The organism is Deltaproteobacteria bacterium (genome assembly GCA_016874755.1).
In the GTDB taxonomy this organism is placed as follows: Bacteria; Desulfobacterota; Binatia; order UBA9968; family UBA9968; genus DP-20.
Window position 1 is genome coordinate 1 of record VGTH01000065.1, and the last position, 22,934, is coordinate 22,934.

Genomic DNA, 22,934 nt, shown 5'->3' on the forward strand with positions numbered 1-22,934 from the left:
TAGGAAAGATCCTTGGTGTAATCGATCGGCGCCACCGGTCGTTTGGGCGTGAGCTCGTCGGGCTTTTGGACGACGTTGCCGCCCCAGCATTCCACTAACGCATCAAAGCCTTTCAATTTGCAGGCGGCGAGGAAGCCATGTCGGCCCCCCGAGCAGGTTCCGAAAACGCCCACCTTGTTGCTGACGTTGGCCTGCGAGCGGAGAAACTGATTGGCGCCGGCGAGATCGCCAAGCACCTGATCGTCGGGCACGCCGCCGCCGGCGCGGACCTTGGCGCCGACGTCTTCCGCCGTGCCATGACCGTCGCGAAAATATAGATTGGGTGAAATGCAAGCATAGCCGTGGTGGGCGAAGCGCCGCGCGCATTCACGGTACCATTCGTCCCAGCCGGGCGCGTGATGGATGATCACCATTCCCGGAAACGGGCCGGGGCCGATCGGGTGGGCATAATAGGCGTTGATCATGTCGCTGTTGTGGCCGCGCATGCCGACGGTCTCGGCGATCATGCCTTCGTATTGATTGGTTTGATACATTCGACTTCCTCCTTCGGTAGCAGCTAGTGTCTGTGCAAGCCGTCCACTTAATACAATCCGTAAAAGGGTGCAACAGGATGAAGCTGGGTGCGGTTCTGCCATTGGAGGAAAAGGAGTGTAATTTTGTCCTTGCACCGGTCAGGTGAAATGGGCTATGCTTCGTATACACATCAGTATGGGGCCTTCTGATAGTGACTATAGAGAAAGGTGAAGGTCTAGGGCGTCTTACCTTGCGATTCGGTGCCACGCGGACCATCCGACCAGAGCGTGTCTTTCTTTCCATGTTCTGCTTTCCAGCGGTGATCAGGTTCTCAGGGCAAAGACCATAAACTTGTTTATTATGAAGGAGAGCACATGAGCAGCAAAATTTACGTTGGTGGGTTGCCGTATGCGACCACCGATGCGCAGCTACAGGATCTATTTTCGCAACACGGACAGGTAGAATCCGCCCGGGTTATCACGGATAAGTTCACAGGACGTTCGCGCGGCTTTGGCTTTGTCGAAATGACCAACTCAGATGACGCGCAGAAGGCGATTCAAGCACTGAACGGCACCGACTTCGAAGGCCGTAATTTGACGGTCAACGAAGCGCGGCCGCAGGAGCGCCGCTCCGGTGGTGGTTTCGGCGACCGCGGCGGCGATCGCCGCGGCGGCGGTGGCGGCGGTGGCCGCAATCGCTGGTAGTTTTAAAAGCGATACATGAACGGAAAGGGGCGCTAGGTCGGGGCGCCCCTTTTTTGTTTCTGCGGTTGCGAGAAAATGGAACGCGTCGCCTTAGATCGTTTAGCTTTGCGCGATCTGCAAGGCAACGCGGTTGGTATCGAAGAGTATTTTCAAACGCAGTTCTTGCTGCTGATTTTTCTGCGTCACCTCGCTTGACTGCCGTGTCAAGCGCATCTCGGCGAGGTGCAAGCGCATCGGTTAGAATTCGAACGGCGCGCTGTTTCGCTGGTGGTGGTTTCCTTTGCTGAACCGGCAAAGCTTGTCTACTATCAAGAGCAGCACCAGTGGCCGTTTCCAGTCCTGGCCGACCCGCATCGGGCGGCGTATCACGCTTTCACTTTAAAAAGGCTATCTTTGTTGCGCGTGTTCTCACCGGCGACGTTGAAACTCTATTGGAAATTGCTGCGCAGCGGCCACCACCGCGAAGATTACGGCAAGGAAGATATCTATCAGGCCGGCGGCGATTTTCTCGTCAACCGCGAGGGACAGATTCTTTTTGCCCATCGCAGCCAGGACCCAACCGATCGGCCCAGCTTGAGAAATCTACTCGATGCCGTTGACCGGGCTACCAAAAAAACCGAGTAAAGACAGAAAACTCCAAACCCAAAACTCGAAACCTTTTTACTTTTTGAAGATCGCCCACTCGGGAGTTTTTAAGTTGGCCTTGATGCCGACGCGTGAGAGCTGTTCGACGATGACCAGCGCGAAGTCAACAATATTGACAGTGGTGCAGGAGCAGGCATAGAAACGAAAGGAGTTGAAGTATTGGGGCCGCTCAGATTCATTCCCCCATCATTCCAGTGCTCCAACACTCCAATTCTCCGAGAGCTTTGTGGCGAAGATTATCGAATCACTGGTCGGGTACATGATCGCAGCACGCAAAGTTGCGCTGCCACCCGAAGTCATCCAAAAAGGCAAGAGCTATGCGCGCTTCCAAAATCCCCGGGTTTTGGCTTTGAAAGAGAGAACCCAATTGATCGGCGATGAAGAGATGGAGCGCTCCGGTCACCGCTTCCGAGGACTATTGGAAATCACCATGAAAGACGGCCAGATGCTGCGTGAGCATGTGATCGACTGCCGGGGCCGCCCGGAAAATCCCATGAGCCCGGAAGAAGTTGAAAAGAAAGCGGCGTGACTGATGGAGCCGGTGCTGGGGAAACAGAATGTCGAGAAAATTGTCGAGTCGGTGCGCCGGCTTGAATCGCTCGCCAGTGTGCGTGAGCTCACTCAGTTAATGACCACAGTAAATTGATCAAGGAGTCTATCCCGATGGCCAAACCAAAAATTACCATCGCCCTTTCGCACTATGACCGCCACGTGCCTTTTTTCGACGGCACGGTGCAAGCGGAAGCCATCGATCTAAACGTCCTCATCGTCGGCCAGTCGGACCGGCAGCGTGACGGCGAAGATCGCCACGAGCGCATGCTGCAAAAGGGCGACTTCGATGTCGCCGAGCTGTCGCTGTCGTCCTATCTGATGGCCAAGAGCCGCGCCATGCCGTTCACCGCGATTCCGGTTTTTCCGCGCCGCCTGTTCAGCCACTCGCAGGCATGGATCAACGTCGACGCCGGTATCAAAGAACCGAAAGATTTGATTGGCAAGAAAGTCGGCTTGCACAGTTTTCAAAATACTTTGGCAACTTTGTCCAAGGGCGATTTGCAGAGCGAGTTCGACGTCCCCTGGAGGAAGATTCACTGGCTGCTGAGCAAAAAGGACAACATCGAATTCGACCCCGAGAAGGGCGTGAAGATCGAGCAACTCTCGGAGAGCGCCAACGTCGGCGATATGTTGGAGCGGGGCGAGATCGATGCGATGATGACGCCCCATCCGCCCAAGCCGGTCTTGCGCGGTTCAAAGAAAATCAAACGTCTCTTCGATGATCCCAAAGCCGCCGATCTGCGCTACTACCAGAAGAACGGCTTTTTCCCCATCATGCACGTGGTTGCTTTTAAAGATGACGTGTTGAAGAAGTATCCCGAAGCAGCCCAGAGCTTATTCAAAGCGTTTGGCGACGCGAAGCGCATCTGCCGCGAGTTCTATGCCGACCCCAACTGGTCCTGGCTCGCCTGGGGCAGACAAGCCTTCGAAGAAGAAGAGAAGCTTTTGGGCTCCGACCCGTGGCCCTACGGTTTAGAGCAGAACCGCGCAAACCTGGAACGCTTCGTCGGCTACTCGTTGGATCAAGGCTTGATGGCCAAGAAGATGGCTGTGGAAGAGTTGTTCTTGCCGCTCAATTAAAGAGCCAGGGTGGGCCCCCACCCTGGCGACAATTCTCGGATTGTGGACTTCTGACTAAAGTGCCGACTCCACTTCGCGCACTTCCATCTTGGCGACCGTGGTGCCGAGCTTGATGCCGGCTTTGGCGACCTCGCCTTGGAACGCTTTGCCCTTGGCTTCCATGTCGGCTTTGTCTTTGTAGCTGCGCACCCAGATGAACTCATTCTGCGGGCGGTTGACCCAGGTGCCGACAATCGGGATGCCGAGCCGTTCGTGCAGCGGCACGATGTCCTGTTTGAAATGGGCGATGAAGTTATCCATCTCACCTTTATTGATCGTGTAGATGCGTATTTGTGACAGCATGCTCAATCCTCCTTTTGAGTTATGCACGATGGCTTTGTGGTCTGCGATGATACGCTATGTCGTAGGTTGCCTGCAAAGGGGTGGGTAGGGGTGGGTTGACATGATTGTTTCCATGCGCTTATAACCTTTCAGCTGTGAAACCCTCGGCCACCAAAGACCCTGGTTGCCAGCAGGTGGAGACTCAGCTCGACGCAGGAAGCAAAGAGTCGACTCACAACCCGCTTGCAGGTCCCGCGCTCGCCGATCCCATCGATCGCTACCGGAACCTTTGCGACCTTTTAGACCGCGTTACCGCGTCGGGCCCGATCGATTTCGAGCCTGAGATCGATCGCCTACGTGAGCACATCAACTTTACCGATGCCGAGCGAGAAGTTGTGGCAAAAATTTTTCGCCGCGGCTTCGAGGCCGCTTTGCAAAAGGGTGATCAGCATAAAACCTGGGCGTACCAAAGGCTGCTGCGGCGCCTGTTGGTTGGCCAACCGCTGGATTGTCCGATACTAGGGGACAATCCTTACGCGATGCTCAGTCAGCCGAAGGACCGTCTTCCTGGCTCCAGCAGCGAGGCGCAGGCAATCCGAGGGATGTTTGCTAACGAGGAAGGTGGCAATGATCGGACCTTGGGCGAGCTAGCTCGCGGTAGCGCCATCAAGAGGTCGGGGTCGGGCCCGCGTCGGCTTTTCTATGCCGTGGCGATCAATCTTGTTGCCGTCTTGCTATGGCTCGGACCGCTAAACACCAAAATCCCCGACCGCGCCAACGCGCAGCGCCACGGGGAGACAGCGCCGGCTGTGGCAATAGCGGAAAAATCCGCAAGCGCGCCGCCTTCTTCAGGAACCGGCGAATTGGCGATTCGTATGCCCCTGCCGATAGGCGAGCGGGAAAGCGATAGTAAGGCACCTGCAAGGGAAGCCACAGCGGGCGGGCCGGGCGAGTCGCGCCGCGTGCCCGAAGCTTCGGCGCCGGCCACCGTTGTGGTCAGCGCCGTTAAAACTCGCCCGGCGAAACCGGCGTTTCCAGCTCCCGGCACCGTGCTACAAGCGGCCCATGAAATCGGCCTCAGGAGTGAGCCGCAACATAGTGCACCCAAGGGAGAAGCCATTGAGCCGGGAGCGCGACTGGTTGTAATCGGGGAAGCGGGAAGTTGGTTGAAAGTGCGCTGTGAAAAAGATGGCTCGACTGGCTATGTGCGCAGGGAATTCGTCGAACCGATCCTACCGGAAAGCTAAAAAGCCCCGGCTGCAACACAACCGGGGCTCTTGTTACGAAAAGTTTTTTTGACTTAACGAGGCTTGCGCGTACCTAGGCCGGCCAAGGCTAAGAAACCCAGCATCACCAAGGTCGCGGCGGCTGGCTCCGGCACGCCTTGAACTCTCGCGATTGGCTCGCTGTAGATAAAATCGTCCATTACGACCACATCGATATTGTCTACTGCGCTGTCATTGGCGTTGGCGCCAAGCGCGGTATTGCCACTTGTGATTCGGACTCGCCCGATCTGCTCGCCCGCGTTAAAGGCTACTCCCGCGAAGGAAAGACTTGCGGTGCTGGTGCTGCCAGCGGGCACAAAAACACTCGTCAGCAGGTTGTTGTTGGCATCGAAATAATCGATCTTGGTGATGTTGTTCAGATCGACATCACTGAATACTGCGCCAAAAGCACTTACTGTCGCCGGGGTTGCGCCGCTGGTTCCCGGAATGAAAAACGTCGTATCGGTGATGGTGCTGCCGTTTGCGGTAAATAGCCGCTGCTGACTAAATACACCAAACGCGGTCGAATAGTTTGCATTGCTAAATTGGGTCGCTAGTCCGCTCGGTGGCGCCTGGGTAAAACCGGTTCCGGGTGTCGTAAACAACGCGCCGCGAATATTTTGGAACCCATTAAAAGGAGTTCCTGATACGGTGGTCGCTGCGCCGCCGCCGTCCCAATTGATCTCGCGCCGTCCGCCGGCCAGAGGCCCAGGAGTGTTGCCGTTGTTGGGATTGCCTACCGCTGTACGGAAATTGTCCACAGTTGTTTGAATCGAGGCCGTAGTATTGTCGCCGCCTACCGAAAAAGTGATGGGCGCGGCCAGCGCGTTTAATGGCAATAACGCAACTGTGCTTGACAGCGTCGCCGCTCGTGCAAAATCAATAAATGCTCTCTTCATGTTGTCCTCCTTGCAGTTTTGGTGACGGTTTTTCAGTGGCTACACTGAGAACTTTGGCTAGTTTTGATGTGAAATGACGCTTTATAGAAAGAATTGAGCAAAAAGGGTGCCCGAGCCCCGTCTTTGTAAGAATGCTGCAATTCTCAGTTGTTAGACTGATTCTCGTCGGTGCGAAAAAACTGCATTTTTGTAAACAAATTGAACAGATTCTCTAGGCAGAAACTCCTAGTTGCGAATTGTTCGTGAGTCTCTAGTGTCTTAGCTAGGCTGTGAGAGTGTAAACGAACCTTACATGTGATCTTCTATGGTTTGCCACCAAGGTTTTTCTTGACCGTTGCGAACCGGCTTTGATATGCAGCTGCCATGCTCATCCTAAGCAACGAAGAAATCGAATCGTTTCTGTCGATCAAAACCTGTATCGATGCCTTAGAAAAAACTTACAAGAGCTGGCAGCAGGGCAAGGCCATCAATCGGCCGCGCACCGATCTGGTTTTGCCCTCTCCTAGTGAAGCCGGGGTCTACGCATTTAAGTCCATGGAAGCGGGGCTTTACGATCCGCCCATCGTCGCCATGCGCATCAACTCCGACATCATTCGCTGGAATCAGACCGGCAACCGCATCATCAAAACCAAAATTGCCGCAGCGCCGGGAAACAAATATGTCGGTGTGGTGATGCTGTTTTCGACCGTCACCGGCGAGCCGTTGGCGATGTTTCCCGACGGTGTGGTGCAGCGCATGCGTGTGGCGTCGAGCAGCGCGCTGGCGGCGCGTTTCCTGGCGCGCGAAGACTCGCAGACCATGGCGCTCTTCGGATCCGGGTGGCAGGCCGGCAGTCATGTGCCGGCCATGTGCGCGGTGCGCCCGCTCAAACGCATCAACGTTTTTAGCCCGACCAAGGCCAACCGCGAAGCGTTTGTAAAAGAAGTCCAAGCGAGAGTTTCCGCCGAAGTGGTCGCGGTCGACAGTCCTGCGGCGGCGATTCACAACGCCGATATCATCGCCGCGACCACCAACTCGCTGTCGCGCGTGGTCGATCCGGCCTGGGTCAAGCCCGGCATCCACTTCACCTGTGTGCGCGTGCCGGAGTTGGGCGACGAGACCATTCGCAAGATGGACCGCTTGGTGATTCACGCCCATCAGCACGCGCCGGAAAATTACATCGCCGGCTTCGGCGACGAAGGCATCCACGCCCACGATGCCATCGACATTATTAAGAAGGGCCCGGAGAAGGCCCACGAGGTGGAAGTCGAACAACCGTTCTGGCTGGCCGCACCCGAGCTGCGCGATCTCTGCGTTGGGAAAGCGCAAGGGCGCGCCAATGCGAAAGAGTCGACCTGTTTTCTCAACAACATTGGCATTGGGCTGCAATTCGCTGCCGTCGGTGCTGCTGTGCTTGAAGAAGCAAAAGCCAAAGGCGTCGGTCATCAGATTCCCACCGATTGGTTCTTGGAAACCGTCCATCCGTAATCAACGACCGAGGATTGCTCCGATGCCTGTTGTGAAAGCCCTGTTCGTCGCTCTATTCGTCATTGGCTTTTTGGCCGGCAGTGTGCGAGCGCAGGACAAACCGAAGGTTTATTACGGTTCTTCGAGCAAAACTTTTGGCTACGGCTCGCTGTGGATCGCGGCGAAAAAAGGCTTCCTCGATCAGCAAGGATACGTCGATCAGAGTTATCTGAACGACGCGATCAAAGACCTGCCGCGGCGTTGACGGTCCAGCCAAGTCGCCCTAGTTTTTCACGCGCCGTAGGGCGCGCAGTGCGTTTTGTTCTAGCTGGCGCACCCTCTCGCGGATGATATTGAACATCTGTCCGACCTCTTCGAGCGTGTACTCGCTCGAGCCCGATACCGAAACGGCGCGTTAACACGACGCTCAAGCGCGGGCGCAAAATCCCTATCCCTTTTTATCGCTTTCTTGAATCCTCTGACTTCGTCGCTCTCCATCGCGATGACATCCGGCTGCGGTACACGTTTGTCTTCAAGGAAATCGCCTAAGACGGAAGCATCGTCGAAAACCGGTGTGTCCGATGATAGCGGTTCGCCGTGGCTTTGGAGAAGGCCGATGATTTCTTTGATCGGCTGTTTTGCCTCTGTGGCGGGTCACGCCCGGATCTTCGCTTGAAATCTTTGGCGAGCCTTAGGATTTTTTTGCGCGCCTCGACCCGATGGGTTGGAATGCGAATGGTTTGGGCTGTTTCGATGAGTGCTCGCGCAATCGACTGGCGAATCCACCACAGGGCATCAGTGCTAAAACGAAAACCGTAGCCGTGCCGGGAAATTCACACAGTCAACGCCATCCTCGTAACCATCGGCGGCCGTCTTTCAAGTCGCGCCAATCGACTTCGACGAGCCGTTTGGTGTGCACCGCTTCCAGGAGGCAAGCGTAGGTAGCATCGCCTTTGTGCAACACATCCTTGGCGAGGAAGTGCTTTTCGCTATCGAGCGGAGCGACGGCGGTCCACTTGCTCAGGAAGAAATGCTTTGAGATCGGTCGGTTTTGAGTCGCTTTTTTCATGCCAAATCTCTCAAAGGGCTTGAAACAGCCAAGTTTTATTGTTTGTTATTTATAACATAAGAACATTTAAGATAAATATACTTAACTTGCACAGAGGGGGGTGAATTAATGAGCTATGGCAGTGACCAGTTCACAGCAGAGAAATCACTATTCCTTCTGATGGACTACCAAATCGGCGCCATGGAGATGATGCCGGGAATCGATTGGCCGTCGGTACGGCGAAATGTCGTAACCCTTGCGAAGACCGCCAATGCTTTAAAAGTTCCGGTGGTTGTAACGAGTTGTCAAGAAGATCAAGTTCAAGGGGCGATGATGCCGGAGTTGGAAGACGCTATCCCTGATGCTTTCAACGGTCGGATCCGTCGGACGGGGATCATCAATGCCTGGGACGATCCGCGTGTCCTGGCAGCGGTGCGTGCCTCGGGGCGCCTTCAGGTGGTGATGGCGGGCATTACATTCGAGACTTGTCTGATTCACCCGGCGACCAGCGCGGTCCGTCAAGGCTATGAAGTCCAAGCCGTCATGGATGCCGCGGGTATGTGGTCCGCTGTGGCGCAACGGGTGGCACAACGGCGCATGGAACGCGGCGCCGTAGTCCTGACAACGACACACACAATTATCGCAGAGCTAGCGCAGGACTGGAGTCGAGCGGGAGGAGCTGACGTTAAGGCTCTTTTGTAGGCGTCAACAAAAAGCAGCGCCGCCTCGCTAAGATTATTTCAAAAATTACCTGAAGGTGTTTGAACTAGGATAAAGAGAAGGCATGCAAATGTTCTTACCCGGGATTTTGAAAAATCTTTAACCGATTTGAAACCGAATGAAAGAATACTTCTAACGGGCGCGACCGGCTATGTCGGCGGGCGCTTGTTACGCGCCTTGGAGAGCTTCGGACAGCCGCTACGCTGTCTCGCGCGCAGCCCGGAGCGTTTGCAGGGCCGGGTGGTGTCCTCCACTGAAATTGTCACGGGCGATTGCTTGAATGCGGATTCCTTGAAAGTCGCAATGGTGGGAATTCATACGGCCTATTATCTGGTCCACTCGATGGGTGACGCGGCTTCGTTTGAAGAAAAGGACAAGCAGGCCGCGCTCAACTTTGCTCGCGCCGCCGAGGCCGCGGGGATTCAGCGAATTATCTATCTTGGCGGACTAGGCGAAGGTTTGCTTTCCCCTCATTTAAGAAGCCGCCAAGAGGTTGGCGAAATACTGCGCTCGGCAAAAATCCCGGTCCTCGAATTTCGCGCCTCGATCGTGATTGGCTCGGGGAGTCTTTCCTTCGAAATCATCCGCGCCTTGGTCGAACGCTTGCCGGTCATGATTTGCCCGCGCTGGGTCGCCATGGAGGCGCAGCCCATCGGCATCGAAGATCTGGTTGCTTACCTGGTCCTCGCGCTGGACTTGCCTGTCGATGAAAGTCGCGTGATCGAAATCGGCGGTCCGGACCGGGTTTCCTACCGTGACATCATGACCGAGTATGCGCGTCAGCGTGGGCTCAAGCGTTGGATGATCTCAGTGCCAGTACTGACGCCAAGACCGTCCAGTTTGTGGTTGGGCTTGGTCACCCCCGTTTATGCCCGCGTCGGCCGCAAGCTGATTGACAGCATCCGCAACCAGACGGTGGTTAACGATCCCGCGGCGCTGAATTTGTTTGCGCTCGAGCCGATGGGTTTGCACGCAATGATCGAGCGCGCCATTCAAAACGAAGACCACGAATTTGCCGCGACGCGGTGGTCCGACGCGTTGTCGTCGGCGGGTCTGCGAGAGTCCTGGGGTGGGGCGCGCCTAGGCAATCGGATTATCGATTCGAGAACACAACTTGTGAAAGCTTCTGTGGAAAGCGCCTTCGCGCCGATTCGTCGTATCGGCGGCGCGCATGGTTGGTACTATGGCAACCGGCTTTGGCAAATTAGAGGATTCGTCGATCTTCTATGCGGCGGAGTCGGAACGCGCCGCGGCCGGCGCGATCCGGAGCAGTTGGCTGTGGGTGACGCGCTCGATTTTTGGCGCGTCGAGCAGTTCGAAATGAATCGCAAGCTGCGCCTGCGCGCCGAGATGAAATTGCCCGGACGGGCGTGGCTTGAATTTGCAGTCGAGCCGCGAGGATATTCCTCGCTGATTCGGCAGACCGCGATTTTCGATCCCCTGGGGCTGGGCGGTTTGGTTTACTGGTATGCACTTTATCCTGTGCACAAGCTAATCTTTGGGAAAATGCTGCGCCGGATCGGCACCATTGCCGAGTCGGGCGAAAAAAATTAGAGCGAGCTGCTGGATAATCCAATGGCAAAATTACTCGATCAATTTGCGACCGACGCTCGGATCACGGTTAGAAATGACGCCGCGCTCGATGACGCAGGGAGTTGCGTCCTCTATTGGATGCAGCGCGCCCAGCGCAGTTTCGATAACGCGGCGCTAAATTGCGCCATCGATGCCGCCAACGCGCTAGGCAAGCCAGCGGTGGTATTCTTTCGCCTGCGCGCCGATGCGCACCACGCCAACTTGCGCCATTACCAGTTCATGCTCGCGGGGATCGCCGACATCGTTGCGGGATTGCGAAAACGGCGAGTCGGCTTCGTCCTCAGTCGTGATCCGGACCATGATATTTATAAGTTCTGTGCGCTCGCTAAACCTTGCCTGGTGATCAGCGAAGAGAACCCCTTGCGCAGCGCGGAAGCCGGCAGGCGCCATGCGGCGGGCAAGATGACGGTGCCATTCTGGACCGTCGATGCCGATGTGATCGTGCCGACTCGACTGCTGGGCAAGGAACACTACGCGGCACGCACGATTCGGCCGAAAATACACGCGCTGTTGCCGCAATTTCTGAAGCCGCTCTCTAATCCATCGGCCCGACAGCGTTGGATTCCACACCAAGGAGTCGAGTCCATAGATCCACTGACGGTTTCACTCGACGGCATGACGATCGATCGCTCGGTCTCGGCGGCGGCAGGTTTGGCCGGCGGCGAGTCTCAGGCGAAAAAAACGCTAGAGCGATTCCTGCAGCGGCGGCTCAAGGGCTACGCGACCCAGCGCAACCATCCCGACATCGACGGCACGAGCCAGTTATCCCCCTATCTTCATTTCGGCCAGATCGGGCCGCATCATGTGGCTCTGGCGGTACGCGAAGCCAAGGCGCCCGAAATCGATCGCAGGGCGTTTCTCGAAGAATTCATCGTGCGGCGCGAGCTGGCGGTCAACTTCGTTCGTTTCAATCCAAAGTATGACAGCTTCGATGCGAGCGAGCCGTGGGCCGATCGGACTTTGCGCCAGCATGCGAGCGACGCGCGACAATACGTTTATTCAGAAAAGCAGCTGGAAAACGCCGAGACACACGATCCGCTCTGGAATGCGGCGCAAAAGCAGATGGTGTTAACCGGCTGGATGCATGGCTACCTGCGCATGTACTGGGCGAAAAAAATTCTTGAATGGAGCCCATCGCCGGCGCAAGCATTCGAAATCGCGGTGCGCCTCAACGACCGCTACGAGTTGGATGGCCGCGATCCCAACGGCTACGCTGGTATCGCCTGGGCCATTGTTGGGAAACATGACCGAGCGTGGGGACCGGAACGGCAGGTGTACGGCAAGATTCGCTACATGTCCTACGCCAGCACTTCGCGCAAATTCGACAGCAAGGCCTATATCGCGCGTATCGCCGCGCACGAAAGAGGGGGGAGGGCGGAAGTCTAGTTTGCGTATTGCGCTAGTTCCGGTTGGTTAGTCACGGAATATGACACATAGGCAATCAATGGCTCTTTGGATTGAGGTTGAATTTCGTTCTGATCCGCAGGGACTCAGGCAATCAGTTCAATTGCATTCCCCAAAGTATTTTGCTGACAAGAAGAGTGGGTGATTTGAAAAGAGCTATACATGCCGAGGCGCTCGAAGCCCGGTCTTCGGGCCAAGACGATGCGCTCCTTCCCCTAGTGCCGTGGGTCGGTTCCGTCTTGCTCACCGAATCGAGCCAATGGGGCCAGGGCATTGAGCGCTCGTTAAGGGAGGTCATCGCCCTAGAACTGACCGAAGCCGTCTTCGAGGAGTTCGATATGAATCGCGACTTACACTTGGGATGGGAAGGATACACCCTTCTCCTGGCGAGGCTCGACCAACTGGGCGGAATCGACCGTGCAATCGGCCCTCAGGAAATTCGAAATTTCGTCCTTGGCGAATTACCGAGGGCCGTCCCATGAGCGTATCTTCGCCGAGTGGCCGCCCCCGAGTCGCGATCATCGGAGCCGGAATCTCCGGCTTGGGCTGCGCGTGGCGCCTTCAAGACCGCTGCGAGGTCACGATCTACGAGAAGGATGCGCGCCTCGGCGGCCACGCACACACGGTGGACGCGGGAGCGGCACGCGTGGACACCGGGTTCATCGTCTTCAACGAGCGGACCTATCCACGCTTCACTCGCCTACTCAAGGAACTCGGCGTGCCTTCCCGCCCAACCACGATGGGGTTGAGCGTGAGGGACGACGCGGCGGGGCTCGAATATTGCCGAGAGACCCTGCGCACCGTCTTCAGCCAACTGCGCAACCTGGTGCGACCCTCTTTTTGGAGGATGCTTAGAGAGTCGCTGCGCTTCAACCGACTGGCGGCTCGCATTGCCCAAGCGACTTCCTCCGAAGGCGAATCATTGTCACAGTTCTTGGCTCGCGAAGGATTCTCCGAAACCTTCGCCCGCCACTATCTGCATCCGTTAGTGGCCTCGATTTGGTCAGCTGACCGCGCGGCCGTTGACGAGATGCCCATCGAGTTCGTCGCCCGCTTCTTCGAAAACCATGGTTTCTTAAAGTTCCGCAAACAACCACCTTGGCGGGTCGTCGAAGGAGGTTCGAGCACCTACGTGCGAGCCTTGGCTTCTCGGCTGAAAGCCACGATCCTACCTGGCTGCGCCGTTCAGTCGGTGAGGCGCCTAGCGAACTGCATCGAAGTCCGAACCGAGCGAGGTTCCGTTGAGCATCACGACTTCGTCGTTTTCGCCACCCATAGCGACGAGACCCTGGCCATGCTGTCGGATCCATCGCCCGAGGAGCGGTCAATCCTTGGCGCCATCCGTTACGGGAACAACACGGTGACATTGCACACGGACACCTCGGTCCTGCCGCGCAACCGTTTGGCTTGGGCGAGCTGGAATTACTGGCTTGCCGCCGATCGCCCGGAAGGGCTGATCACCTACCACATGAATACGGTCCAAGAGTTCGACAGCGAGGTCGAATACTTGGTAAGCCTCAACGCCCAGAGTTCGGGTGTGTTCTTCGCCCCCTCCAAGATCCTCTGCACGATCGAATACCGGCATCCCATTTTCGACGCCGCTGCGCGCGCGGCTCAGAAGGAGCGCATGGAGATCTTCGGTCGAAGGAGAACTTACTACTGCGGCGCTTATTGGAGCAATGGATTTCACGAAGACGGGCTTCGGAGCGCCGAAGAGGCTTCGGAAGCACTCTTGAAGGAACTGGACCATGAACACGACGATCGCCTACCTGGACATACCGCGCCCGACCCGGTTGTCAGGCCTCTGCAGAAGTTTCGTGCATCGCAGGTTGGCTAAATTACGCACGCTCCACTTGGAGTTCGAAGACGCCTGGGGCGTCACACACTTCGGAAACAAGGCCATTCCGCCGATTTCCGTTAAGGTTGTAAACCCTCGCTTCTACGTTCGTCTCGTGTTCTTCGGGCATCTGGGTGCAGCCGACTCCTTCGTATCGGCGGACGTCGAGTGCGATAGGCTCATCGATTTGCTCCGGGGCCTGCTTCGCGATACCGAGGTTTGTGAGCGCTTGGACGCGTCGCGTCCAATGCTCGTTCGATGGGGGTTACGCCTCTGCCATCGGCTTCGTTCGAATACGCGTTCGGGCAGCCGACGCAATATTCACGAACACTACGACCTGGGGAACGAGTTCTTCCGGATTTTCCTTGATACCACGCTTTCGTACTCCTGCGCTTGGTTCGAAACAGCCGAGATCTCGCTGGAGAAGGCCTCTCTGGCGAAGATCGACAAGCTGCTCGAGAAGCTCGAGCTCCGTCCCACCGATCACTTGCTGGAGATCGGCTGCGGCTGGGGTGCCTTGGCGGTTCGCGCCGCCGAAACCACCGGCTGCCGAGTCACCGCAGTCACGATCTCGCGAGAGCAGTTCGCCCTAGCGAACGCGCGCGCCAAGGCCAGCTCGGCCGCCGATCGCATCGAGATTCTTCTCAAGGATTACCGTGACGTCACAGGTCGTTACGATAAAGCCGTCTCGGTCGAAATGATCGAGGCCGTGGGCCACCGCTTCTATGAAACGTACTTCGGCCAGCTTAGCCGCCTGCTGAAGCCCGACGGGATTCTCGCCATTCAAGTCATCACGCATCCCGATCAGGACAACGTACGCCGCCGTAAGGAAGTCGACTTCATACAGGCCCGCATTTTTCCGGGCAGCGATCTGGCGACGCTAGGCTCGATTCAGCGAGCGATCCAACGCGCCACGGATCTATCTCTTTCGGACATGGAAGACTTCACCCACCACTACGCGCGAACGCTGCGCTGCTGGCACGACACGTTCGTCTCGAAGCTTGCTGAAGTGAAGGCTCTGGGATTCCCCGAAGAGTTCTTTCGCACTTGGATTTATTATTTCGTTTATTGCGAAGCGGGGTTCGCGGAACGCCACATCGGTTGCTCGCAGCTCGTCTTTAGAAAGCCCGGGTGGCGTCCCTCTCAGCAACAAGGAGTCCAAGCGTGAGGCCTGCCCGAAATGTCGCGATCGCTGCGGCTGCGCCATGTTATGCCGAGCTGCAAGGCGTCCCGTGTTTCTCAAGCGCAGCGCGATTCTCTGGCGCCTGACCGCCCCTCAAAATTTTCCCAGCTATATGTCAAACTTAATCAACGCTAACGCGTCAGCCAGCACGTTTTATGCTAGTTGGGCTGCGCTGGTGACTACGATTGGGGGCCCGACGAGCAATGATACGAATCGCTCGCTGATTGGTTGCCTTAGTCCGAACCTGGGGTTGCGACTCTTTTCCAAACCTCAACGATCTTGGTCGGTTTGCTCCTTGTGAGTTCTTTGGGCTGAATGTTGACCGCGCCGCAGCGAACGCAGCGCGTTTTGCTCGAGCTGGCGCACGCGCTCTCGTGTTAGGTTAAACATTTCTCCGACTTCTTCGAGGGTGTATTCGCGCTCCAGCCCGATGCCAAAACGACGGCTTATGATCACGTTTTGGCGCGGCCCGAGAATGCCAAGGGCTTTCTTGAATTCACGGATCTCTTCGCTCTCAAACGCAACCGCATCTGGCCTTGGCGTGGTTTTGTCCTCAAGGAAATCTCCCAGAACTGTATCATCCTCGAATACTGGAGTCTCCAGTGACAAAGGTTCTCCCTGGCCTTGCAGAAAACCAACGATCTCTTCCAACGACAATCCTGTGTCATGGGCCAATTCTTCTAAACTGGGCTCATGGCCACACCTGCGGCGAAACTCCCTAGCGTTGCGTAGAATTTTGTTTCGCGATTCGATCCGGTGGGTTGGAATTCGAATCATATGACCGGTTTCGACAATCGCGCGAGTGATTGATTGGCGAATCCACCACATCGCATACGTGCCAAAGCGGAAGCCGTAGCTATGATCGAACTTTTCGACCGCGCGCATGAGCCCAAGATTACCCTCTTGAATCAAATCCAGGAAACTGAGTCCGCGGTTTAGGTAGGCCTTGGCCACACTCACCACAAGACGTAAATTTGACTCGGTCAGCTGTTTTTTGGCTGCTGCCGCCATATTCTCGCCTGCACGGATTTTTTGGTTGAGAGGAATAAGTTCTTTCACTGAGAGGCCAAGACTTTTTTCAAGCTCTCGGGCTAGAGCCGCCGCACCTCCGCCCGTGGCGGCCAGAGAGAGTAGGCGCTCGCTTTGCTCCTTAATTTCGCGCACGATCTCTGCCAAACGCCCGGAGGAAAAACCGACCGCGTCGATTGAGTCAATGATTTTTGCAGTAGTCCGAGCCTTTGGATCAAAGCCATTTCCCCGGCTTTTCGTTGACTTTCTTGTCTTACCCTCTGTCTGTCTCAGTGCTTTTGCCAATCCGCTCAATGCTCGCATTTGTCTTAAGAAGTTCTTGCGGTCCAATTGGGGATTGGCTGGTTGAACCTCCTCGTTTGGAGGCTCTAGCACTTGTGCTACCTCCAATTCCCCCTGCGCCACTGCCTGGCCCAATTCGAGTAATTTATCGACGGCCAGCGGCACAGAGAATGTCGCCTCGAATATCGTCCTGCGTCCGGCTGCGATCTGTTTGGCAAGAAGGACTTCTTGCTCGCGCTTCAACAGCTTGATCTGGCCAATATCGCGCATATACAACGCGATCGGATTCAGCGCGCTGTCCGCATTTTCCTTTTCAAAATCCTCCGCCTCCTCGATATCGCTCTCGCTCGATGGCGACTCTCGCGGCGCCTTCTGAAGCTCCTCCAGATAGTTTTCGCTGAATTCTTCCGAGTTGCTTATTCCACCTCGCCACTCATGCGGTTTATCTAGGAACTTCATTCGCCGCTCCTTGGTTCAATGCATTAATGCGGTTCCCTTACCACCGAACTTAACGGTGATAAGCTCTGCTTTCATGTGTTCTGTTGTGCCTACCACGCAGCAACGCAAGCGTAATGCCAGTCTGACGATGGCATTATTCCTGTTGCTCAATTTGGAGATAATCGTTTGCAATGAAGTAGCTGAGGGCTGTTGCTTTCGAGCGGAATCCCGCTGGCGAGGTTTGCGAAGCGACTCACTTGAGACAGCCGGGAGACAGTCACTGAGACGCCCGGTTGTGTCATCCTAAAGCCTTTTCTCAGACACAGCGCAAAAAAGTCTGAATTGGTCCTGCATAAATTGATATCGCGGCCACAGAACATGGCTGGCATCGGCATTGCTATTATCGACGGCAGTTCGCTTACAAAATTAAAGTTCACGGACGAGGAGGGGCAAATGTCGAATTTAAACTGGAGCAAAGCGCTATTCTGCCTTGCCGCGCTGATCTCTTTCTTCTTGTCAGTTTATCTATGGTTCTCTGGGCAAAAGCAGGAAGGTATTTTTGTCGGCCTCTGGGTGCCATCGATTCTCTCTCTAGGAGCAATGCTGGTCGCCGGAAGGGGGGCAAAGTCATGAGCGATATCGAGATCTTCATTGCTGGCTGTATCGTGACTGTAGTTTGGGGTCTGGCTATCGGTTTCCTAATCTGGGGCGAGACGAAAGATGTGTAGGACTTGTTTCTGCCTCCTTGAAAGGTTCTGCGACAGGCGGTCGATCAGGTGTGCGAGCAAGTTAGGGACTTGCTGAACAGCTAAGCTTTTATCTACATAAGCTATGTAACAAGGTTTGTCGATGGCACGCAAAGTATTGATTTATGGCGGCTCGGGGGGTATCGGTTCTGCCACCGCAAGATTTCTTCGAGCGCGTGGGTACGATATCCATTTGACGGGGCGGAACCGAGACAAGTTATCAACCCTAGCGGCCGAGCTTGGAGCTAGCTTCACGACCGGCGAGGTGTCGGACACCTCGCTCTATTCCCGCGTGACTGAAGCGGCGGGAGAGCCTTTGGCCGGTCTCGTTTATGCCGCTGGCACGATTAACTTGCGCAGCCTCCAACGTCTTACCGAGAACGATTTCTTGAATGATTTCCGGGTCAATGCAATGGCTGGCGCGCTCGCGGTTCAGGCGGCTTTGCCGGCGCTCAAAAAGAGCCCGGAAGTAGCTGCGGTAGTTCTTTTCTCCAGTGTTGCGGCCCTCCAGGGATTTCCACTTCATGCTTCGATGAGTATGGCGAAGGGAGCCGTGGCAGGGTTGACTCTGGCGCTGGCGGCTGAATTTGCTCCCAAGGTGCGCGTCAATGCTATCGCGCCCTCGCTGACGCGTACTGACCTTACGGCGGGTCTCTTAGCAAACGACAAGATCGCCTCGTCAATCGCTGGGTTGCACGCCTTGCAGCGACTCGGCACAGCCAACGACATGGCGCCGCTCGCAGGGTTTCTGCTTTCTCGAGAGGCAGACTGGATTACCGGACAGATTATCAATGTAGACGGCGGCCGCTCGACGCTGCGTAGCAGTAGCTGATACGCTGATGGCATCGCTGGGCAAAGGATTCGCCAAAGCTGCGGCTACACTTTTGTTGGCAATAATTGAACGACAATAGACGCAAAATGAGTTGCGGATCGGAGCAAGGCCGTGACTCAAAACCGCTCAAACTAGGATTGGACGCAGCAACATGAAGACTCTGAGGCTGGTTCTGGGCGATCAACTCAGTCGCTCGCTGAGCGCTTTGCGTGACATCGATTGCGCCAGCGATGTCGTGCTGATGGCGGAAGTGGGCGATGAAGCAACGTATGTGCGGCATCATAAGCAAAAGATCGTTCTGGTGCTCTCGGCGATGCGCCATTTTGCCCAATCGCTTCGCGCCGAGGGAGTTTCCGTTGACTACGTCCGGCTTGCCGACGAAGGCAATTCCAACTCGTTAACAGGCGAACTGCAGCTGGCGCTGTCACGCCACAGCGTCGAGCGGATCATTGTAACGGAGCCCGGAGAGTGGCGGGTATGGAAAACCATGGAAAGCTGGGTAGAAACATGCGGCATACCCGTCGAGATCCGCGACGATGATCGGTTCCTCTGTTCGCGCAGCGAATTCGCAGACTGGGCTAAGGGACGCAAGAGCTTGCGGATGGAGTTCTTCTACCGCTATATGCGCCGGAAAACGGGGTGGCTGATGAACGGCGATGAACCTGAAGGCGGGCAGTGGAATTATGACCCGCAGAACCGCAAGGCGTTGCCGCGAAATATGAGAGTGCCGGCCCGACAACACTTCGCCCCAGATGCGATAACCCGCGATGTCATGACGCTGGTCGAGGACCGTTTTGCCGATCATTTCGGCGCAATGGATGTCTTCGGCTGGGGCGTGACGCGGCGGCACGCGCTTGCAGCGCTACAGTACTTCATGGCCAACTGCCTGCGCCAATTTGGCGATTACCAGGATGCGATGAAAGCCGGCAGCGATTATCTATTCCATGCCGTATTGTCACCCTACCTCAACATCGGCTTGTTGTCGGCCAGAGAGACCTGCGAAGCCGCCCTTCAGGCGCACAAAAAACAAGCCGTGCCGCTGCCGGCTCTTGAGGGTTTTATCCGTCAGATTTTGGGCTGGCGCGAGTATATCCGTGGTGTTTATTGGACACAGATGCCGGCCTATCAACAAAGCAACTTTCTAAAAGCGAATCGGCCTCTACCGGATTTTTATTGGACCGCGGAGACGACAATGGAGTGCCTGCGCGAGACCCTTGAGGCCACTCGGCGCAACGCCTACGCGCATCACATTCAGCGGCTGATGATCGCCGGTAATTTCGCCCTACTGGCCGGCATTTCCCCGGCGCAAGTCGAAGAGTGGTATCTCAGAGTTTATGTTGACGCCTTCGAGTGGGTGGAGCTGCCGAATACCCACGGCATGGCGCTCTTCGCCGACGGCGGCATTTTAGCATCGAAGCCTTATGCCGCTTCCGGCGCTTACATTAATCGCATGTCAGATTATTGCAGCGGCTGTGCCTACGACCCGAAGATCAAGCTGGGCCCCCGAGCCTGTCCATTCAATTACCTCTATTGGAACTTCTTGATCGTCAATCAAACGCGACTTCGGAAGAATCCGCGCATGGCTATGCCCTATTTGACATTGGAGCGCATGAACGACGAACACCGGGGACTGGTGGCACAACAGGCCCGCGAGTTTTTGGCGAAATTATAAATTACCGATGGCTGGCTCGGTGCTATTGCTTCGCTTTGTGGCTTAAAGCCGGTGGAATCGGTCTGATTAATTGGCCAAGGCCAAACAAAGCTCGGGCTGCGATAAGACCCGCCTGTTTTATCTACCCTAGGATAACGTGCGTCTCATCAGTGACAGCCATGAGACAGACGATGAGACGTTTTGTTGTGTCACAATCAAAGCCAATGCTTTTGCCAATAACCTCTGATTTGCTCATAGAATCGATAGGCGCAACGGGCTTGACGATTCGATTACCGGCACGGCGTGACGAAGCAAGCGTGCGAGGTTGACGCTAGTCGGCCGAGCCTCAAGAGCCGGTCCGGAAATCTTCACCTGCTCGAAGCCAAACGCCGCAGTCGAAGATGAGGTTAGAACTAGCCGGATCATTGGGTTACCGATACGGCAAATTTCAGCAGAGAGCTTTCAATGGTTTTCCAAGCAACCTGTTGCGGATCGATCAGGTCATGTGTTGCATCGACGTGCTGACACAAAGGGCGGTTCGGCAAGCGACTGAGCAAAATAGACGTGTATTCGGGACGAACGACTTTGTCTTGCGCCCCCTGGATGATCAAGGTTGGCACGTTGATCCGCGAAGCCCTTTGGTAAGCGCTGCGACCGAGTTTATGGACTTGCGCAATCGATTTTGAGGACAGGGTAATTCGCCGAAGCGCTTGTTGGGTTTGCGGATTATCCAAATCGATATTTTGAAACATTCTGAGGATTGGTTGGCGAACTTCCCTGGCGGTAAAGTCGGCATGCTTGAGTGGTGTTACGTGTCGAAAGAGCACTCGGATGAAGGGCCAGAGAATTCTTAACCAGCCTTCGCCAAAACTCCAAAAGGGCGCCAGAAGAATCAGACCAGCCAAGCGCTGTTCCAAAGCCGTATGAAGCGCTAAAGCACCTCCCATTGAGTACCCGATCAAGATGACCGTCCGGTGCCGCTTTTTTACTTCGTCGACGGTCCGCTTTGCGGTTTGGGTCCAATCCTTAAAGCTCCGTTCTTCCAGAGTGGCGATGTCTGCGCCCAGGCCCGGAAGCATTACGCCGTGGACGGTCCAGCCTGCTTTCCATAGAACCGTTCCGAGCGGACGCATTTCGGCGGGCGTTCCAGGAAAGCCGTGAAAAAGCACAGCGGCATGATCGCCGGCTTGCCAGCTGAAGGATTTGTGTTCGTCACCGTCATACGGTTTGGGCAGGTTCAGTCCGGTCATTGAATGCATCAGAGCGCAGTGTTTGACTGCAGCGTCATATTTACAGCAAAAGCAATCAGACTCAATGTTGACCAATGTCTCCCGCCACTGGGCGGACCATGAGGTTTAGCCGAAACCCCAGCGCTAAGGTTGACACAGCGTCGAGACGTAATTGAAACACAGTGCGTCTCAAGTTGTTTCAGCAAATCTGCGGTTCGAAAGTTTCGGCACAAATAAAGCAAACAAATTGGGCGCGGTATAGGGTCGGTGTGATTTGGCACCGGAGTTGCTGTGAACGTTATTTAAGTTTTCGACTACAATTAGGAGGAAGTACATATGGATACATTGATTATGGCAAGCCAGGTTGTTGTGGGTTTAGGGTTGCTTAACGTTTGGTTGCTTCGCTTCAGTAGGAGTACGCCTTGGCGCGGTGGCCATGCGAAAAATATGCGCGAGGAGTTTGCTGTTTATGGCTTACCGTCATGGCTGATGTGGACGGTCGGATTCATGAAAGTATCGCTCGCGCTGTTATTGCTTGCTGGTTTGTGGGTTCCGGGTCTGGCCAAACCTGCGGCGCTTGGAATTATGGTTCTTATGCTCGGGGCGCTGTCTATGCATTTAAAGATTAGCGACCCGTGGAAACGATCCGTGCCAGCCTTAGCACTTCTCATGCTTTCGGTTGTGATCGCTCTCGGCGCGATAGCCTAAGGTCAAGGTTAGCGGCACAGTTGGTGCGGGTGGTCAGTGTGCAGTTGGGTAGTGGAGGCTTGTGCAAGATTCAGACAAAATTCAGATTGTACAATTTTATTAACCGGTGGCAGTAGCAACTTAAACTAAATTGGCATGAACGGGGAAAAAGCCCCAGCTTAAAGTTGGACCAAAACGACCGGAACCCTAACCGTCAACGCATTTATTAAACGCGAAATGCCTGAGCTGAGCCGACGGCCAGTTAAATGCGGCGCCAAGGTCGGTTGATTTCAATCGTCGCAAAGACTAACCCCCCGCTCGACGAGCGGTCGCGATCTTTGCAAGCGCTCGACCGGTCGTGTGGTTATCGCGCGCTGGCGGCGCGGCTGCTAGGCATCAGTCGGGCGGCTTATTATCGCCATCTGGCCGACCTCAAGATCGAACCGGAAAACCGCTAGCTTAGTTTTCTCTGTGACACAATCCTGAGACGGCGGCTGAGACAAATGACTGTCTCAGCCGACTTGCGAAAATTTCCTCGGCGTCGGGCCAACCGAAAAAAGTCCAGTCAAATCAGTGCCAAACGCATTTCTCGTGACTTGGCATTTGAGTTGCTCCGGAAGCTTGCGTGCGCAAAAAAAATTTAGGAGGAAAGAAGATGAATTCATTAAAGAGGGGCTTGCTGAGTTTGGCGCTGAGCTTAAGCATTGCAGGAGCGGCGACGGCTGAGTCGATGCCCGACAAAGATATCGTGGACACGGCGGTTTCAGCGGGTTCGTTCAAGACGCTGGTTGCGGCGGCGCAGGCAGCCGGTTTGGTCAGCGTGCTCAAGG

Annotated in this window: 24 protein-coding genes and 2 pseudogenes; 19 read left to right on the forward strand and 7 right to left on the reverse strand. The window is 55.6% G+C overall.

What is annotated here, in order from left to right; all coding sequences use genetic code 11:
* Nucleotides 1-533: dienelactone hydrolase family protein (locus FJ145_24780; protein MBM4264628.1), on the reverse strand; the 533-nt coding region annotated here is incomplete at its 3' end.
* Nucleotides 534-887: 354 nt separating this feature from the next.
* On the opposite strand from FJ145_24780, the gene FJ145_24785 reads away from it, so the two are divergent.
* From FJ145_24785 to FJ145_24800, 4 genes are all read left to right on the forward strand, one after another.
* Nucleotides 888-1,217, forward strand: coding sequence for an RNA-binding protein (locus FJ145_24785; GenBank protein MBM4264629.1), 330 nt, complete (start codon nucleotides 888-890; stop codon nucleotides 1,215-1,217).
* A 195-nt stretch (nucleotides 1,218-1,412) separates the two neighbouring features.
* Nucleotides 1,413-1,841, forward strand: coding sequence for a redoxin domain-containing protein (locus tag FJ145_24790; protein MBM4264630.1), 429 nt, complete (start codon nucleotides 1,413-1,415; stop codon nucleotides 1,839-1,841).
* Nucleotides 1,842-2,088: 247 nt separating this feature from the next.
* A complete protein-coding gene (locus tag FJ145_24795) occupies nucleotides 2,089-2,391 on the forward strand; it encodes an MmgE/PrpD family protein (GenBank protein ID MBM4264631.1) in 303 nt (100 codons plus the stop codon).
* A gap of 134 nt (nucleotides 2,392-2,525) precedes the next feature.
* The gene (locus tag FJ145_24800) at nucleotides 2,526-3,494 is read left to right on the forward strand and encodes a 4,5-dihydroxyphthalate decarboxylase (GenBank protein MBM4264632.1); all 969 of its coding nucleotides are present in this window, start codon (nucleotides 2,526-2,528) and stop codon (nucleotides 3,492-3,494) included.
* A gap of 54 nt (nucleotides 3,495-3,548) precedes the next feature.
* Here FJ145_24800 and FJ145_24805 read toward each other — a convergent pair whose 3' ends face one another.
* Nucleotides 3,549-3,836: a hypothetical protein gene (locus FJ145_24805; GenBank protein MBM4264633.1), complete on the reverse strand. Its 288-nt coding sequence runs from the start codon at nucleotides 3,834-3,836 to the stop codon at nucleotides 3,549-3,551.
* A gap of 134 nt (nucleotides 3,837-3,970) precedes the next feature.
* Here FJ145_24805 and FJ145_24810 point away from each other — a divergent pair, with 134 nt between their 5' ends.
* Nucleotides 3,971-5,062, forward strand: coding sequence for an SH3 domain-containing protein (locus FJ145_24810; GenBank protein ID MBM4264634.1), 1,092 nt, complete (start codon nucleotides 3,971-3,973; stop codon nucleotides 5,060-5,062).
* A gap of 143 nt (nucleotides 5,063-5,205) precedes the next feature.
* Here FJ145_24810 and FJ145_24815 read toward each other — a convergent pair.
* Nucleotides 5,206-5,964: pseudogene (locus FJ145_24815) on the reverse strand (hypothetical protein).
* 378 nt (nucleotides 5,965-6,342) lie between these two features.
* On the opposite strand from FJ145_24815, the gene FJ145_24820 reads away from it, so the two are divergent.
* Together FJ145_24820 and FJ145_24825 are read left to right on the forward strand one after the other, a co-directional pair.
* On the forward strand, nucleotides 6,343-7,446 hold the full coding sequence (locus FJ145_24820) for an ornithine cyclodeaminase family protein (GenBank protein MBM4264635.1): 1,104 nt from the start codon (nucleotides 6,343-6,345) through the stop codon (nucleotides 7,444-7,446).
* 22 nt (nucleotides 7,447-7,468) lie between these two features.
* Nucleotides 7,469-7,690 (forward strand): hypothetical protein, encoded by a 222-nt coding sequence (locus FJ145_24825; protein ID MBM4264636.1) that lies wholly within the window; start codon nucleotides 7,469-7,471, stop codon nucleotides 7,688-7,690.
* An 18-nt stretch (nucleotides 7,691-7,708) separates the two neighbouring features.
* Here FJ145_24825 and FJ145_24830 read toward each other — a convergent pair whose 3' ends face one another.
* Both FJ145_24830 and FJ145_24835 read right to left on the reverse strand, forming a co-directional pair.
* Nucleotides 7,709-7,786, reverse strand: coding sequence for a hypothetical protein (locus tag FJ145_24830; protein MBM4264637.1), 78 nt, complete (start codon nucleotides 7,784-7,786; stop codon nucleotides 7,709-7,711).
* 480 nt (nucleotides 7,787-8,266) lie between these two features.
* Nucleotides 8,267-8,494, reverse strand: coding sequence for a TIGR02450 family Trp-rich protein (locus tag FJ145_24835; protein MBM4264638.1), 228 nt, complete (start codon nucleotides 8,492-8,494; stop codon nucleotides 8,267-8,269).
* Between the two features lie 108 nt (nucleotides 8,495-8,602).
* Between FJ145_24835 and FJ145_24840 the strand changes: the two genes are divergently transcribed.
* From FJ145_24840 to FJ145_24865, 6 genes are all read left to right on the forward strand, one after another.
* Nucleotides 8,603-9,175, forward strand: coding sequence for an isochorismatase family protein (locus tag FJ145_24840; GenBank protein MBM4264639.1), 573 nt, complete (start codon nucleotides 8,603-8,605; stop codon nucleotides 9,173-9,175).
* A 126-nt stretch (nucleotides 9,176-9,301) separates the two neighbouring features.
* Nucleotides 9,302-10,747 carry an SDR family oxidoreductase gene (locus FJ145_24845; GenBank protein ID MBM4264640.1) on the forward strand — a complete coding sequence of 482 codons (1,446 nt, stop codon included), beginning with the start codon at nucleotides 9,302-9,304 and terminating at the stop codon, nucleotides 10,745-10,747.
* A 21-nt stretch (nucleotides 10,748-10,768) separates the two neighbouring features.
* Nucleotides 10,769-12,172 (forward strand): deoxyribodipyrimidine photolyase, encoded by a 1,404-nt coding sequence (locus FJ145_24850; GenBank protein MBM4264641.1) that lies wholly within the window; start codon nucleotides 10,769-10,771, stop codon nucleotides 12,170-12,172.
* A 77-nt stretch (nucleotides 12,173-12,249) separates the two neighbouring features.
* Nucleotides 12,250-12,672: a hypothetical protein gene (locus FJ145_24855; protein ID MBM4264642.1), complete on the forward strand. Its 423-nt coding sequence runs from the start codon at nucleotides 12,250-12,252 to the stop codon at nucleotides 12,670-12,672.
* Complete coding sequence (locus FJ145_24860) at nucleotides 12,669-14,027, forward strand: FAD-dependent oxidoreductase (GenBank protein MBM4264643.1); 1,359 nt, start codon at nucleotides 12,669-12,671, stop codon at nucleotides 14,025-14,027. The genes FJ145_24855 and FJ145_24860 overlap by 4 nt, the downstream gene beginning before the upstream one ends.
* Nucleotides 13,939-15,195, forward strand: coding sequence for a class I SAM-dependent methyltransferase (locus FJ145_24865; protein MBM4264644.1), 1,257 nt, complete (start codon nucleotides 13,939-13,941; stop codon nucleotides 15,193-15,195). Before FJ145_24860 ends, FJ145_24865 begins: the two co-directional genes overlap by 89 nt.
* Before the next feature lie 285 nt (nucleotides 15,196-15,480).
* Here FJ145_24865 and FJ145_24870 read toward each other — a convergent pair whose 3' ends face one another.
* Nucleotides 15,481-16,980 (reverse strand): sigma-70 family RNA polymerase sigma factor, encoded by a 1,500-nt coding sequence (locus FJ145_24870; protein ID MBM4264645.1) that lies wholly within the window; start codon nucleotides 16,978-16,980, stop codon nucleotides 15,481-15,483.
* 432 nt (nucleotides 16,981-17,412) lie between these two features.
* Between FJ145_24870 and FJ145_24875 the strand changes: the two genes are divergently transcribed.
* The 3 genes from FJ145_24875 (at nucleotide 17,413) to FJ145_24885 (ending at nucleotide 20,209) form a co-directional block, all read left to right on the forward strand.
* A complete protein-coding gene (locus tag FJ145_24875) occupies nucleotides 17,413-17,592 on the forward strand; it encodes a hypothetical protein (protein MBM4264646.1) in 180 nt (59 codons plus the stop codon).
* Between the two features lie 216 nt (nucleotides 17,593-17,808).
* Entirely contained in the window at nucleotides 17,809-18,537 is a 729-nt protein-coding gene (locus tag FJ145_24880) for an SDR family oxidoreductase (protein ID MBM4264647.1), read from the forward strand.
* A 151-nt stretch (nucleotides 18,538-18,688) separates the two neighbouring features.
* Nucleotides 18,689-20,209 carry a cryptochrome/photolyase family protein gene (locus FJ145_24885; protein ID MBM4264648.1) on the forward strand — a complete coding sequence of 507 codons (1,521 nt, stop codon included), beginning with the start codon at nucleotides 18,689-18,691 and terminating at the stop codon, nucleotides 20,207-20,209.
* 401 nt (nucleotides 20,210-20,610) lie between these two features.
* Here the strand turns inward: FJ145_24885 and FJ145_24890 are convergent, their stop codons facing one another.
* Complete coding sequence (locus tag FJ145_24890) at nucleotides 20,611-21,513, reverse strand: alpha/beta fold hydrolase (protein ID MBM4264649.1); 903 nt, start codon at nucleotides 21,511-21,513, stop codon at nucleotides 20,611-20,613.
* A gap of 240 nt (nucleotides 21,514-21,753) precedes the next feature.
* Here FJ145_24890 and FJ145_24895 point away from each other — a divergent pair, with 240 nt between their 5' ends.
* The 3 genes and pseudogenes from FJ145_24895 (at nucleotide 21,754) to FJ145_24905 (ending at nucleotide 22,934) form a co-directional block, all read left to right on the forward strand.
* Nucleotides 21,754-22,125 carry a DoxX family protein gene (locus FJ145_24895; protein ID MBM4264650.1) on the forward strand — a complete coding sequence of 124 codons (372 nt, stop codon included), beginning with the start codon at nucleotides 21,754-21,756 and terminating at the stop codon, nucleotides 22,123-22,125.
* A 245-nt stretch (nucleotides 22,126-22,370) separates the two neighbouring features.
* Complete coding sequence (locus FJ145_24900; GenBank protein ID MBM4264651.1) at nucleotides 22,371-22,562, forward strand: hypothetical protein; 192 nt, start codon at nucleotides 22,371-22,373, stop codon at nucleotides 22,560-22,562.
* A gap of 281 nt (nucleotides 22,563-22,843) precedes the next feature.
* Nucleotides 22,844-22,934, forward strand: a pseudogene (locus FJ145_24905) (fasciclin domain-containing protein).